Source organism: Cohaesibacter marisflavi, assembly GCF_900115225.1.
Taxonomy (GTDB): Bacteria; Pseudomonadota; Alphaproteobacteria; order Rhizobiales; family Cohaesibacteraceae; genus Cohaesibacter; species Cohaesibacter marisflavi.
The window spans coordinates 442,883-457,328 of record NZ_FOVR01000003.1; the positions used below are offsets into that span (position 1 = coordinate 442,883).

14 protein-coding genes are annotated in these 14,446 nt (G+C 54.0%); 8 read left to right on the forward strand and 6 right to left on the reverse strand.

Annotation, left to right across the window (positions count from 1 at the left end; all coding sequences use genetic code 11):
• Window positions 1-77 precede the first annotated feature (77 nt).
• The 3 genes from BM258_RS08740 to BM258_RS08750 form a co-directional block, all read right to left on the reverse strand.
• A complete protein-coding gene (locus tag BM258_RS08740) occupies window positions 78-911 on the reverse strand; it encodes a carbohydrate ABC transporter permease (RefSeq protein WP_090071170.1) in 834 nt (277 codons plus the stop codon).
• A 3-nt stretch (window positions 912-914) separates the two neighbouring features.
• Window positions 915-1,841, reverse strand: coding sequence for a carbohydrate ABC transporter permease (locus BM258_RS08745; RefSeq protein ID WP_210186700.1), 927 nt, complete (start codon window positions 1,839-1,841; stop codon window positions 915-917).
• A gap of 100 nt (window positions 1,842-1,941) precedes the next feature.
• Window positions 1,942-3,234: an extracellular solute-binding protein gene (locus tag BM258_RS08750; RefSeq protein ID WP_210186701.1), complete on the reverse strand. Its 1,293-nt coding sequence runs from the start codon at window positions 3,232-3,234 to the stop codon at window positions 1,942-1,944.
• A gap of 356 nt (window positions 3,235-3,590) precedes the next feature.
• Between BM258_RS08750 and BM258_RS08755 the strand changes: the two genes are divergently transcribed.
• From BM258_RS08755 to BM258_RS08770, 4 genes are all read left to right on the forward strand, one after another.
• Entirely contained in the window at window positions 3,591-4,598 is a 1,008-nt protein-coding gene (locus tag BM258_RS08755; protein WP_090071172.1) for a LacI family DNA-binding transcriptional regulator, read from the forward strand.
• Window positions 4,599-4,685: 87 nt separating this feature from the next.
• Window positions 4,686-5,468 (forward strand): oxalate:formate antiporter, encoded by a 783-nt coding sequence (locus BM258_RS08760; RefSeq protein WP_090071174.1) that lies wholly within the window; start codon window positions 4,686-4,688, stop codon window positions 5,466-5,468.
• Window positions 5,469-5,614: 146 nt separating this feature from the next.
• Window positions 5,615-6,232 carry a rhomboid family intramembrane serine protease gene (locus BM258_RS08765; RefSeq protein WP_090071176.1) on the forward strand — a complete coding sequence of 206 codons (618 nt, stop codon included), beginning with the start codon at window positions 5,615-5,617 and terminating at the stop codon, window positions 6,230-6,232.
• Between the two features lie 285 nt (window positions 6,233-6,517).
• The gene (locus BM258_RS08770; protein ID WP_090071178.1) at window positions 6,518-7,429 is read left to right on the forward strand and encodes a LysR family transcriptional regulator; all 912 of its coding nucleotides are present in this window, start codon (window positions 6,518-6,520) and stop codon (window positions 7,427-7,429) included.
• A gap of 97 nt (window positions 7,430-7,526) precedes the next feature.
• On the opposite strand, the gene BM258_RS08775 is transcribed toward BM258_RS08770, so the two are convergent.
• The 3 genes from BM258_RS08775 to BM258_RS08785 form a co-directional block, all read right to left on the reverse strand.
• A complete protein-coding gene (locus BM258_RS08775; protein WP_090071180.1) occupies window positions 7,527-8,831 on the reverse strand; it encodes a TRAP transporter large permease in 1,305 nt (434 codons plus the stop codon).
• A gap of 7 nt (window positions 8,832-8,838) precedes the next feature.
• Window positions 8,839-9,357, reverse strand: coding sequence for a TRAP transporter small permease subunit (locus BM258_RS08780; protein WP_244544643.1), 519 nt, complete (start codon window positions 9,355-9,357; stop codon window positions 8,839-8,841).
• Window positions 9,358-9,448: 91 nt separating this feature from the next.
• The gene (locus BM258_RS08785; protein WP_090071183.1) at window positions 9,449-10,414 is read right to left on the reverse strand and encodes a TRAP transporter substrate-binding protein; all 966 of its coding nucleotides are present in this window, start codon (window positions 10,412-10,414) and stop codon (window positions 9,449-9,451) included.
• A gap of 337 nt (window positions 10,415-10,751) precedes the next feature.
• Here BM258_RS08785 and BM258_RS08790 point away from each other — a divergent pair, with 337 nt between their 5' ends.
• From BM258_RS08790 to BM258_RS08805, 4 genes are all read left to right on the forward strand, one after another.
• Window positions 10,752-11,993: a pyridoxal phosphate-dependent aminotransferase gene (locus tag BM258_RS08790; protein WP_090071185.1), complete on the forward strand. Its 1,242-nt coding sequence runs from the start codon at window positions 10,752-10,754 to the stop codon at window positions 11,991-11,993.
• Window positions 11,990-12,631, forward strand: coding sequence for an RraA family protein (locus tag BM258_RS08795; RefSeq protein WP_244544644.1), 642 nt, complete (start codon window positions 11,990-11,992; stop codon window positions 12,629-12,631). Before BM258_RS08790 ends, BM258_RS08795 begins: the two co-directional genes overlap by 4 nt.
• A 121-nt stretch (window positions 12,632-12,752) precedes the next feature.
• A complete protein-coding gene (pxpB, locus tag BM258_RS08800; RefSeq protein ID WP_090071187.1) occupies window positions 12,753-13,412 on the forward strand; it encodes a 5-oxoprolinase subunit PxpB in 660 nt (219 codons plus the stop codon).
• Window positions 13,409-14,377 carry a 5-oxoprolinase subunit C family protein gene (locus BM258_RS08805; RefSeq protein ID WP_090071189.1) on the forward strand — a complete coding sequence of 323 codons (969 nt, stop codon included), beginning with the start codon at window positions 13,409-13,411 and terminating at the stop codon, window positions 14,375-14,377. The genes pxpB and BM258_RS08805 overlap by 4 nt, the downstream gene beginning before the upstream one ends.
• The last annotated feature ends 69 nt before the right edge of the window (window positions 14,378-14,446 follow it).

The window sequence follows — 14,446 nt, forward strand, 5'->3', positions numbered from 1 at the left end:
TGCCCATCAAGGGGATGCGTCAAGCGGCGAGGGAAAAAGGCTTGGTTCAATTGGTTGGGTCGATGCTCTGCCATGGCCTATCCCTTCAAAGATCCGGCCATCATGCCGTTGACGATCTTTTCCTGACCGATGGCATAGACGATGATCAATGGCAGGGTGCTGAGGGTGACCACGGCAAGGATCGCCGGGATATCGGCGGCATATTGCCCCTGAAAATCCCAAACGGCGAGCGGCAGGGTGCGTGTGCCGGGCGAGCTGGTCAGCACATAGGCAAAGACAAACTCGTTCCATAGCATGATGCCGTTATAAATGGCCACAGTGGAGATGCCCGGCCCCGACAGCGGGAAGAAGATCTTGAAGAAAATCTTGAACGGGCCACAGCCATCCAGAAAGGCGGCTTCCTCGAGCTCTTTGGGCACCTGCCGCATGAACTCGGTGAGAATGAACACCGAAATCGGCAGACTGCAAGCCACATAGGGACCGATGAGCGCAAACATGGTGTCATACAGGCCCATATTCTTGATCATCAGATAAATGGGCACGAGTGTGACATGCAGCGGCACGATCATGCCTGCCACGATGAGGCCAAACAGCAGATTGTTGAAGCGGAATTTGAGCCGCGCCAGCGCATAGGCCGCCATGGAGCTGACAAGCACGATGAGAATGACAGAGACGGAGATTACAAAGATCGAGTTGCGCAGATAGGTCAAGAAGGATCCATTGAGCAACTGGATGTAATTGTCAAAATTCCAATGCTCGGGCGGCATCCAGACCGCATTGGTGTAGGTCTCCTGCAAGCTCTTGAAGCTGGTGAAAGCCACGAAGATGAAGGGCAGCGTGGTGACCAGAAGCCAGAACAGGCCGAGCACGGGAAAGGCGATTTTCGAGAATTTGAACGGTTTCTTTTGCATCGCTCAGACCTCCGTTTCAAAGCGTTTGGATAGACGCATGGAGATAGCGGCAATCACGGTGATGATGATGAACATCGCCGAGGCAATGGTGCTGCCATAGCCCATCTCAAAGGAGTTGAAGACGGTGTGGTACATGTAGGTCGCCATCATTTCCGAGGAATGTTCAGGCCCACCGTCCGTCATCACATAGACAAGGTCGAAATAGCGCATGGACCCGATGACCGCGAGCAGCACCGCCGTACGGAACGTGCCTTGCAGATGGGGCAGCTTCAATCGCCAGAAGATGGTTGACTGGCTGGCGCCATCCAGATTGGCCGCTTCCACAATCTCCCGGGGGAAGGAGGAAAGGGCAGCGAGGAATAGCACCATGTAGAATGGCACATTCTGCCAGCAGACAACGGCAATGACCGAGCCCAACGCCAGATCCGGATCGCCCAGCCAGTCTTGTGTCCAGTCATATAGACCCAGTTCTGCAAGAATGGCGTTGATGGGGCCAAAGTTGGGATCAAAGATGTTCTTGAACAGCACTCCCAGCGCCACGCTCGACATGAGCAGCGGGATGAAATAGAGGATCTTGAGTATCCGCGATCCCTTGGCCGCTTCATCCAGCACCACAGCCAGCACCACCGCGATGGGCAGCTGGATCAGCACGGAGAAGACCGCCAGATAGATGTTGTTCAGCGCCGATTGCCAGAATATGGCATCGGAGAGCAGCCGCTCCCAATTGTCCAGTCCGTTGAAGCGGGCACCATTGCCCAGCCCGTTCCAATCCAGGAACGACAGCTGGAAACTGTAGATCAACGGATAGAGGAGGAAGACCGACAACAGGATGATTGCCGGAGCGAGGAAGACAAACGGGGCCAGCTTTTGCGCTCGCCGGTAGGATTGTCTTGAACGAAGTGTCATGGATTGTTGAGATCCACCAGACATGAGGAGTATCCCTTCATTTGGCCGCAGCCGACCGTTGCCCCTGGAAGGCAGCGGCCGGAAAGATCGATCACAATGTCGACGGATTGTCTCTCAAGAGAGATTATTTGCCAGCGAGTTCCTTGGCAGCGGCTTCCATCTTGGCGGCCGCTTCTTCCGGAGTGATGGAGAGCCCCAGCAGTTGCTGTGTGGTATCCTTGTGGATTTCAGCCAGCGATGGTGCCAGTTCCTGATCATACCAGAGCTGGATGCTCGGAGCCTTGGCAACGGCATCCATAACCTCGGCGAGGTAGGGATCTTCGACCTCGGCGTCCTTGATGGGCAAGATCTTGTTGTCTTCCATCTTCAGTTTGGCAGCCGTATCATCGGTCGAATACATCAGCAGTTCAAAGGCTTTATCCTGATAGGGGCAAGCGGAGTTGATGGAGATATAATTGTCTCCCATGGTGCCTATGGCATTGTTCGGATCGCCTTTGCCCCCTTCCACTGCCGGGAAGGTGAAGAAACCGACATTCTTGGCAAAGTCGGGATTTTCATTCTCGATAGAGCCGAATTCCCAGCTGCCCATCAGTTCCATGGCTGCACGGCCGGAATAAAGCAGACGACGCGAGCCGCCAATGTCATAATCGAGCCCGTTATAGCCGCGGGCAAAGCCGCCAGCCTTGACCAGATCCTGAAGCAACTTGCCGGCCTTGATGAAGGTCGGATCTTCAAAGGAGCCACCCGGCTCGCGGTCGGCAGCTTTCTGGAACACGTCCGGACCACCGATGCGATCTGCCAGATAGACGAAGAACATGGAGCCGGGCCACTTGGCCTTGTTGGCTAGCGCAAAGGGCGCGATCTTGTGCTCGTTGAGGGTTTCGACCACATCCATCAGTTCCGCCCAGGTCTTTGGCGGCTTGATGTCGAATTTCTCGAAGATGGCCTTGTTGTAGATGATCACCGCCACAGAGGTGCCCATCACGGGCAAGCCATAGACATCGCCATCATATTTGGCTGGCGAGAAACTGGCTGGCAGGAACCGGTCGGCGAATTCCTTGTTCTTTTGCAGATAGGGCGTCAGATTGGTCACGTTGCCTGCCTTGATATATTCACGCAGAGGGCCTCCACCCCAGCTGGTGAAGACACAAGGGGCTTCGTTTGCACCGAACGCGATTTTCAATTTGGTTTTATAGGCATCGTTTGCGATGTGCACATCTTCGACCTTGAAGCCGGGATTGGCTGCTTCGAAACGGTCCGCTGCGTCGCGGATCGTGGCAACCGTACGTTCCTGCGTTTGCAAATCCCATGATGTGATGATTTTTGTGTCGTCAGCCGATGCGCTCATTGGCAGAAGGCCTGCCATGGCAACACCGCACAGAAGACCGGCGATGCGCCCTGAAAGTTTTAGCTGCATCCTTTCCTCCCATATTTCAAGAGTTGATCAGACCCGAGGCTTGATCCTTCAATCTTACAGATGTTACGTTACCGGTAACGTTATTGCGTGTCAATAAACTTGAAAAGAGTGCAAAAGCCTGTATGAAGGTCAAACCCTGCGACAAAAAGGCTGTTTTCTGCCGTTGTAGCCTGAAAATAGAGACTACAACCACAAAAAACTATACAAAAGTCGAAGAGTGATCTGTCTGCAGGCTTCTGAGAAGCAAGCGGTGTAAGTATAAAGTCGCCTATCGGAGAAGGCTGTTGCGTTACACGATAGCGTTGTCTCTTGATCAATTTGCCAATTCGGGCTGAACTAGACGGTTACAAGTGAAGATGCCAAAACCCACCCTCGCCGATGTTGCAAAAGTTGCAGGCGTTTCACGCATGACGGCGTCCCGTGCGCTCAATGACAAGCCGGGTGTTTCTGACAAGACGCGCGAAGATATCCAGCGCATTGCCAGTGAAATGGGCTATGTGGCCAACCCTCTGGCGCAGAAGCTTTCCAACGGTCGCACACATATCATCGGCGTCGTGGCACAGCTGCACACCTCTTTCACCGGCGAGATGGTTATGGGTATAGGCACCACCATTCGCGGGGCGGGCTATGAGATGCTTGTCTATTCCCTGCCGGACAATGACACCCAGCCGCCTTCCAGCGTGGTCAACCTGTTGCAACAGGTCGCAGACGGCATCATTGTTCTGTTGCCCTATGAAGCCGATTATCTGGAAAAGCTGCGCGAAGCCTCCTTACCGGTGGTTACGGTGGAAACCGTTTTTGACGAACCCACCTTCCCTGCCGTGATTACCGATGGCTATCAGGGTGGCCGGCAGGCGATGACCCATTTGATCGAGTTGGGTCACAAGCGCATCGGCTTTATCACCGGCAATCTCAAACTGCTTTCAGCACGCAGTCGATTAAAAGCCTATCAGGATATGGTCGCCCAGTATAATCTGGATACCGACCCCTCCCTGATCTGTGAGGGGGACTATATGCAGCTGGGGGGCTATGACGCAGCCAAACAGCTGCTGGCGCTCAAAGAGCGGCCTACTGCGATTTTCGCGTCCAACGACGTCAGCGCCCTAGGAGCCATGTCTGCCATTCGCGAAGCCGGTCTCTCAGTGCCTGAGGACATTTCCCTTGTCGGCTTTGACGATATTACCCTTTCCGAACAGATGCATCCGGCCCTGACAACCGTGCACCAGCCACTGCAACAAATGGGTCGTTCGGCGGTCAACATGCTGATGGCCATGATCGCCGGTCTGGATGTCCCGTTCAACCAGATCACGCTGCCAACGGAACTGGTGGTGCGAGACTCCACCAAGAGCCCGAAAAGCGAATAGACGCGTGCGCTACCATGCCCCAGCGCACCTCGCCCGCCTAACCCAATTTGCCCTCAGAAATCGACAGCCTAGCAACAGGATTTCACGATGGACTTTCCCAGTACAGCAACCCCAACACACCGCGCCTTTATCCGGCAGGCGATAGAAACGCTCAGCGCTGATGCACGCATCGTTGGCCTGGCCTGCTCCGGCTCCTACAGCGAAGATGCCCTTGATGCATACAGCGATCTCGATTTTGTGGTTGCCATCGCTCCTGATTGCTATACCGCCGTTGAGAATGAACGGCTGGAGATTGTCGCCCGTCTAGGGGATCTCCTCTCCGCTTTCACAGGGGAGCATGTGGGCGAGCCAAGGCTGGTCATCGCGCTTTTTGGGCCGGACGGCCTGCATGTGGATTTCAAATTCGTCAAAGTTGCAGATGCCAGCAATCGTGTGGACGAACCAACGGTCCTATGGGAAAGAGACAACCAGCTTTCCGACGCGCTCAAAAAGGGCGTTGGCGCCTATCCACGGCTTGATGAACAATGGGTCGAAGACCGATTCTGGACATGGATTCATTACTGCGCTGGCAAAATAGGCCGCGGCGAATATTTCGAGGCAACGGATTTTCTAGGCTTTCTGAGAGGGCAGGTTTTGGGACCACTGGCGTTGCAGCAGGCCGGTTTTGAAGCCAGAGGTGTCAGAAAAATCGAGCTTCTGCTGCCTGATTTTGCAGACCGGCTCCGTGAGACGGTAGCCCAACCGGAAAAAGTGCCACTACTGTCCGCCACCGAACATGCCATCGTGCTTTACAAAGCCATAAGAAGCCCGGATGTGACGGCCCGCAAGAGAGCCGAGCAAGTTGCTCTCAAGGCGCTGCGAACCATCTAATCCGGTTCGGAGTGGCTTTATTATCCTTTTTCTGTCTTGAGCAACACCTATGCGACGCGCTCTGAGCGCGATTTGCGTTTCAAACCTCAAAACAAACAAAATCACATATACATTCTAGGTTCTCTGAAGACATTCCGGATATTCAAATGCGCCAAATCCTTAAGCTTTCCATCAAACCTGCATCCATGGTGCTATCCTTGGCGACCATCGTAGCTTCAGTCTGGGTTGCCTATGACGCAACTGGAAGCCTGTTTAGCACAGTCAGGGTTTCTGCACTCAGGGGCTATGGCGCGACAACTTTTGCAGATATTGCAAATCTTGAACTATGGCGATTGATTACTGCCCAGCTCATTCATGTTAAACAAGGCCATATGCTCTATAATGCGGTTTGTCTTTTGCTTGTTGGCAGTCTGGTTGAGAGCAAGTTAGGCTCACTGCGGACACTCGCTATTTGGCTATTTGCAGGAGGACTGGCCACATATGTCAGCCCGATTGGGATAAAGGCGCCCTGGGACGCGGGAACCGGAGCCTCTCAAGCCGTCTTTGCGTTGGCTGCTGTTGCTCTCGTTTTGATCTTTCAGCGCAACGTCAATCGGATGCGCGGGGCTGTTTTGGTCGCCTTTTCGTTGGTTCCCGGATTGGCGCTTGATTTCATGACCGCGGGTTACCCTAAGCCCGGGCATGCGGTGGCGCTTTTTCTGGGTGGTCTGTTGGGCTTGATTTTTCATGTCCGCACATGCCCAGAGGATCGAGAGCCGAGATAAAACTCCAAGAGACAACGCACATTGTCTCAAGGCGTCAATCATCTCTGCGAGCAATTCGATAGGAGACGCAGCCTGAATGGCCACGCTCTTTGCTGCAGATGCGCCGAGAGGCGATCCCTTTATTAAACCAGCATACCATTCCAATTATTGATACAATATCATCATATTTAATCACTTATTCTCATTATTAACTCGTGCTATCATGTCGAGAAATTTTAGACACAATGACACTGCTTGCAGATCGCCCCCCCCCCAAGCAGTCGACACGATAGGACATCGCACGCCTTGATTACCTTCAAGCAGCTGGAAGCAATCTATTGGATCGCTGAACTTGGAAGCTTTGCCGCTGCGGCGGACAAGTTGAACACCACGCAGTCTGCTGTCTCGAAACGGGTTCAGGATTTCGAGCTGCTTTTCAATGTGGCGATTTTTGACCGGAGCAAGCGGTCTGCACGCCTCACCGAAAAGGGGGCCGAAGCGCTGGATTATGCCAGAGGGTTGCTGGAAGGGCGAGACACGTTCATAGAACGGATCAGCTCGCAGGATGTTCTCATCCGCCAATTTCGTCTTGGCGTAACCGAATTGACGGCAATGACCTGGTTGCCCAATCTGGTCAAGAGCATCAAGGCAGACTATTCCGGCATCAACATCGAGCCTGTTGTCGAATCCAGTTCAGCTCTGTTTGACAGACTTATGGAAGACACGATCGACATGATCGTCATTCCCGATGTCTTCAACGATTCCCGATGCGTTTCAGAGCCTCTGGGGCTGGTTGAAAATGCATGGATGTGCTCTCCCGATCTGGATGACTCCGACACCCCTCTCTCTTTGTCGGATCTGGCCAATTTCACGATGCTCGTCCAGGGCAACAAATCCGGAACCGGGCTTGTTTATGGCAGGTGGCTCTCAAGTCAGGGTATCACACCCTCCAAGACCATCAACTGCGAAAGCCTGTTGGCACAAATCGGCTTCACGATGTCCGGTCTGGGGGTGAGTTATCTACCGATCGCTGCTGTGCGCTCTCTCATTCAGGCTGGAAGTCTGAGGCGCTTGGTCATGCAATCGCAGATGCCACATGTACGCTATGCCCTGCTCTATCGGCATGACCGTCTGTCGCAATTCAAACTGCGAGTTGTGGAGTTGGCACAGGCCCATTGCGATTTCACTGTCTCGCCGATCTATGGCGCAACGATCTGAGCTGCCTATAGCCATTTATTCAAAACAAAAGGGTGAGCCGACAATCGGCCCACCCTTTTTGCATTGCTTACCCATTTTGGATTGTTCAGCGCCTTCTTCAGGCCATCACCAGATTGGGCAGGAAGCTGATAATTTGCGGGAATAGGGCCAGCAGCAAAACAAAAGCCATCATGATCAGGAAGAATGGCAATGCCGCTTTCACCACTTCACCAAGTGGCTTTTTGGTGATGCCTTGCAACACGAACAGGTTCATGCCTACAGGTGGAGAGATCTGGGCCAGTTCCACCATGATCACAAGGAAAATACCAAACCAGATCTTGTCATAGCCTGCTGACTGCACCAGAGGGAGCACGATTGGAATGGTCATGACGATCATGGACATCCCTTCAAGGAAGGTTCCAAGGATCATGTAGATGACGATCAGCAGCAGGATCAAGGCAAATGGAGCAAGATCCATCTGTGTCACGATACGTGAAATCGTGGTGGGAATCGCCAGAAAGCCCATAGCTACAGAGAGGAAGGAAGCCGCTGCGACGATCAACCCCAACATGGAGACCGTGCGAGAGGTGCCAATTGCTGCATCCTTGAGGTTGGCAATGGTCAGGGAGCGCTCAAATGCCATGATAACGACGGTTGCTACCACAGCAAAAGCTGCCGCTTCTGTCGGGCTGGCAAGGCCGCCATACATGGAGCCAAGAACAGCCGCGATCAGCAAAAGAAAGGGCAACAACAGCGGAAGCTGCTTGAAACGCGCACGCCACAAGTCCGGCTTGCTCATTGGCTCAGCCTTGCCAACCATGCCCGGATTCAACTTGGTGACGATTGCAACATAGCCCATGAACGCAACACAGAGAAAGATGCCGGGAATGATGCCTGCAGCAAACAGCTTGAGCACCGATGTGCGCGACAGCACGCCATAAATAATCATGACGATGGACGGCGGAATGAGAAATCCGAGCGTACCGGCTCCGGCCAGTGTGCCGATAGTCATGCGTTCATCATAACCACGCTGGCGCAATTCGCCGACGGTGATCCGGCCGATGGAGCTGGTAGTGGCAGCAGAGGAGCCCGAAATCAGCGCAAACAGGGCACAGCCGATAATGTTGGTATGCAACAGGCCACCGGGCAGATTGCGCAACCAGGGTTCGAGAGCACCAAAAACGCCATCGATAAACTTGGAGCGATAGATTAGCTCGGCCATCAGAATGAAGAGAGGCAGGGCCAGCAATTCAGCCGAGGACAGGCCGTTCCAGATGGATTGAGAAAAGAGCTTGTCAACGGGCACATTGCGGAAGACCTCAAGGCTAATCAGGCCGATTCCGGCAAGACCAAGGCCAATCCAGACGCCAGACCCCAGAATAACAACAAGCAGAACGAGAGGGAGAATAACAGAAGCGGGCATGGGCTCTTCAATCCATAATCGGGGCTGGGGCGTCTTCGCCTGTCGTATCAAGATCAGGCGCTTCGCCAAGGACAAGCCGCAGGGCGCGCAGGAGAATCTGCAGCGTCATCATGGAGGCTCCGAAGGCGATGATCGTGGCGGGGATTGCAAGCGGGGTATCAGTCACTGAACCGCTCGTCCGGCCGCTGGCATAATAGCTCCATGCCAGTTTGATGAGAGCACTGCTCATATAGGCTGAGATGGCAAGGCCGAACAATGTTGCAACCCATTCCCCCAATCGCGGCAACTTGCCCAGCAACAGGGTAACGCGGATATGCCCTCCGGTGCGCAAGGTCCAGCCAGCGCCCAGAAAGACTGCCGCCATATGGGCAAAGACGCTCACTTCCCAGACATAGTGCAAGCTGATGTCTGCAAATTTACGCAGAAAGATTTCGGCAACGATCAGCAGGGCCATGCATCCGAGCATAATGCCGGACAAAAGCGAAAGCCCCATGGAAAACCGATCTATGGCTCTCAAGATTTTCACAATGCTACTCCCGGTGTGAGAGTGTTTTATAAGGATTGAGGCGAATGACAGAGCACTCGCCTCAATTGGCTGGTTTATTGTTGCCGGGCTTTTATTTAGCTTTGAAACCTTCGACAACGTCCTTGGCTTTTGCACCCATCTTTTCGATTGCAGCGGCGCGCAGTGGTTCTGCCCGTTCGGTCAGGATTGCACGCAACTCATCAGAGATCGGAGCAAGGGTCATGCCCTGTTCTGCGAGGATTTTCATGTTTTTAGTGTCTTCATCCTGCGCAGACTGCCAAAGAGCTGGCTGCATTTCGTTTGCGATGGATGTCAGAGCCTTCTGGTCTTCATCGCTCAACCCGTTCCAGCTGTCCATGTTTACCGTCATGGCATTCATGTTCCAGGTCTGGCGTGTCGGGAAGCCATAGTCCAGGAATTCCCAGAAGGAACCGTCTACAGCAGACGGAGACGAGGTTGCCACAGCGTTGATGGTGCCTGCTGCGAGAGACGGAATAACTTCCCCCCAAGGCAGCTGAACCGGAGTCATGTCAGCGGAGGCGAACACGTCGGTGGAAGAGCGGTCATAAGAGCGGATCTTCATATCCTTGATGGATGCCAGATCGGTCACTTCGCTTTTGGTCCAGATCTGCTGCTGTGGCCAAGGAATGGTGTAGAGCAGTTTTTGGTTGTTTTTCGCAAAGATGTCTTCCAGGTCGGCGCGGAAATATTTCTCAAAAGCCTGCAATTCTTCAAACGAAGACAGGAAGTAAGGCAGAGACGTCAGGCCGAGCATTGGCTCATCACCGATCTGCTGGTTCATCAGCATGTCGCCGATCGGCACAAGGCCATCGCGCACAGCACCCAGCATTTCCGGGCCCTTGAAGCCAAGGGAGCCACCGGTGTGCAAGGTGATGTCGACGCGCCCTTCGGTTTCTTCGCGAACGCGGTCTGCGAAGGACTGAGCGCCTACGCTGATATAGTTGTCGGCAGGCCATGCCAGAGGCAGATCCCAATTGTCTGCCAGAGCGGGAGAAGTGGCCAGGAGCAAAAATGCCAAACTACTGCGGGTAATCATAGGAGTGTCTCCTCAGGTGCTGGTGTTATTTTGACTTGATCACATACTTGCCACATTGAGCAACAAAAGAAAGCGAATTAAATTCGGCTCTTCTCATGAGAAAAAGGAATTGATAGTGAGAAAATTACTGATCTATCACTTTTCTACTGAAGCGAGAACAACAACGACATAGACAACGCAATCCATAAGTCTTTCCACATCCTACCTTTTTAAACAACAGATCCGCAATTCTCCTATGCATTCCCAAAATTGATCCTTTCGAATAATTTTAATTCGCTTTTTTTGCTGAGACTTGCCGCCTACCTTCTTGGCAAATTTGTCTAAGAGGTCTAATCGCATGTCGATCACAATTTCGCAAAAAGTTCGCAAGCTGCGACCTTCCGCGAGCATTGCTGCCAAACAAAAAGTGGATGAGCTGCGCGCTCAGGGTGTCGAAATTCTGGACTTTTGCCTTGGCGAACCAGACTTTGACACGCCCGCACATATTATCGAAGCAGCTCATCAGTCGATGCTGTCTGGAGACACCCACTATACGGGGTCGCAAGGAACTCCGGCACTGCGGCAAGCTATTGCCGACAAGCTCAAGCGGGACAATGGTATCAACGTTCCGGCGAGCCAAATTGTGGTGGCAAATGGCGCAAAACAGCTGATTTTCGACATTTTTTCTGCCACTCTTGATCCAGGCGACGAGGTGATTATCCCTGCGCCCTACTGGGTGAGCTATCCGGACATTGTTTCTCTTAACGGTGGTGAGCCGAAGATCGTCGCTTGTGGCCCGGAAACGGGTTTCAAGCTGACGCCGGATATGCTCGAGGGACTGATTACCAGCCGCACCCGCTGGTTGATCATCAACTCGCCGTCAAACCCGACCGGTGCCGTTTATACCCGCGAGGAATGGCTCGACTTGATCGAGGTGCTCAAAAAGCATCCGCAGGTCGGCATAATGACTGACGAAATCTATGAGCATATCGCTTTCGAGGGCGTAAAAAACCATTCCCCGATGGCAGTTGATCCTTCGGTCGCTGACCGTTGCGTCATTGTGAATGGTATGTCCAAGGCCTATGCCATGACTGGATGGCGCATAGGCTACGCCGTCTGCCCGCCTGAACTGGTCAAGGCAGTCGTCAAGCTGCTTGGACAGAGCACCACTTGCGCTTGCTCCTTCTCTCAATCGGCAGCAACGGTCGCGCTAAACGCCGATCAATCCTGTGTTGACGATATGGTGGTGCTCTATACAAAGCGACGCGCAGCCATTGTCGATGGCCTCAACGCAGTCCCCGGCATCCGCTGCAAGGCACCGGATGCAGCTTTCTATGTGTTCCCGGATGTTCGCGCCCTTCTGGGCAGCAAGACGGCTGCCGGAGAACGGATTGAAACAGATCTGGACCTGGTCAACTACCTTCTTGAAGAGGCCCATGTCGCCCTCATGGACGGCACATCCTATGGCCTTCCCGGCTTCCTGCGTCTCAGCTTCGCGGCCTCAGAAAAGGTCATCGCCGAGGGCATGACTGCCATTTCCAAGGCCGTGTCAAAACTACAGTTGGCTGACAACCCGACAAATCAGGAGGCGGCCCAATGACCGCGTTGAGCAAGACCAAAATGGTCCCGAGTGAAGACAAACTGGATCACCTCATTGCCGAGTTTGCAACCTGTGCTGTCGCCAATGTCAGCGACAATCTGGACCGTCTGAGAGGCGCCAAGGGCATCAAGCCGTTCCATCGGGCTGGCGTCATGGTCGGCCGTGCGCTTACAATCAAGGTTGTGCCGGGCAGCAATGGCTTCATCCATCGAGCACTGGACATTGTAAAACCGGGCGAAATTCTCGTTGTCGATGGTGGCGGCTATTGCGACCGGGCTCTCATCGGCGAAATCATGGTGGCCATTGCCAAGTCGCGTGGGGCTGCGGGCTATGTGATTGATGGTGCGATCCGCGACATTGACAATATTTCGAGCAATGACTTTCCGGTGTTCGCGCGTGATTTTATCCATATGGGCCCCTACAAAGACGGTCCGGGAGCCATCAACATTCCGGTCAGCATCGGCGGCATGATGGTGCATCCGGGTGATATCATCATGGGGGATGCCGATGGCGTCGTAGCCATTGCGCCGCAAGAAGCCGAAACCCTTCTGGCCAATACGCGCGCCCAGCAGAAAAAGGAGGAAGAAATTCTTGCTTCCGTGGCTGCAGGCACGTACACCGGAGCCTATGCAAAGTAGGGAAAGTCACTAAGATTCCTTGGTAAAGCTCTCAATCAATGGGTTCCCCAATAGCGCGTTTGTGCCTGACAGACACGGGCACAGACGTCCAAGCCGAAAGCCACCTTCTGTGAAAGAAACAATGCCGTCCTCCGTATCCATAAGCATCTCCCATATGGGGGCCACCGCTTTGCTGGTGCAGTCAGGCGGCCCTCTTTCGGTTGATGTACAAAGCCGCTATTGGGCGTATGATCAAGCCTGCAAAGCGCTTGAAGGCGTGGTTGAGACCGTATTGGGCATGCATTCCCTTCTGGTCTATCTGACACCCGACTGCGACCCGATGCGCATGAAGGTTGAGCTTGAACAGCTTTGGCAGCGGACAAAGCCGCGCCAGATCGAAGGGCGCCTTGTCGAAATCCCGGTTATCTATGGCGGTGAGACGGGCATGGATCTGAGCGAACTGGCAGACTCTTGCAGCCTCAGTGTTGATGAGGTCGTCGCCCTACACTCGGAACCGGACTATGTCGCCTTTGCCCTCGGTAGCCAGCCCGGATTTGCCTATCTTGGTGGCATGAATTCGAGATTAACCACGCCTCGCCGTGCCCAGCCCCGTTTGAGTGTGCAAGAAGGCAGTGTGGTGATCGGGGGCGCTCAGGCCGGCGTCATCGCCAAGACATCTCCTTCCGGATGGCATGTTATCGGCAAGACGGAGCTTTCCTTCTTTGACGAAACCAAACAGAGCCCTTCCCTCATCATGCCCGGGGACAGGATCCGGTTCGTTGTTCAGGAGTTGATAGCATGATCGAGATCTCTGCGCCGGGTCTGCTGGCAACCATACAGGATCTCGGACGCCCCGGCTTCGGATCACTCGGTGTTGGCCGCAGCGGTGCGATGGATGCATTGGCGTTGCGTATTGCCAACGCCATGTTGAGCAACGAAGAAACCGCCGCAGGCATAGAGATCACCTTGGGTGGATTTGAATGTCGCATTCTGGAACCGGTTGACATCTGCCTAGCCGGAGCCGACTGCAAGGCCATGCTGGATGGCAAGCCGTTGCCGCGCTGGTGGGTGCAAAGCCTGCGCCCCGGCCAGACCCTCAAGATGGGCTTCTGCACCAGTGGCATGCGCAGCTATCTGGCTGTGCGGGGCGGGTTGAATGTTCCTGAAATCCTAGGTTCACGCGCAACTGATATGAAAGGCGGCTTTGGCGGTCTTGAGGGGCGAGCCCTGCAAAGGGGAGACCGCCTCGCAGCGCTCCACAAGGCCACTCTTTCGCCTCCCCTTGCCTTTGGCTTGAGCCCGACTATCTGGCAATCCTTGTTTGAAAGCACGGCTATTCCTCAGCCCCTACACTTCATTCCGGCAGCAGAATGGGGAGATTATGACCGGGAAAACCAGACGCTGTTTACAGAGCAGGCCTGGCAGATTTCACAGGACAGCAACCGCATTGGCTATCGGCTCGAAGGGGAAGAAATCATCCCCATGGAGCGCAAGGAATTGTTGTCACACGGTATCTTGCCCGGCACCATTCAGCTTCCTTCTTCCGGCAAGCCTGTCATTCAGCTGGCTGATGCCAATACAGCGGGTGGATACCCCAAACTGGGTGTCGTGATTGAAGCAGACCTGCCACTTCTGGCACAGGCAAGGCTTGGCAGCACAGTGCGCTTTGTGCCTTGCGCTTTGGAGGAAGCAAAGGCGGCAACCGAAAAGCAAAATCGGATGCTGGATGAAATCAGGACCTGCGCAGCATTCCATTTGGCGCCCTAACCAACGGGCTCTTTGTCTTCAAGAGTGGCTTGTGCAGCTTTGGTCGGTTCTGCACCACTCTTTACTACC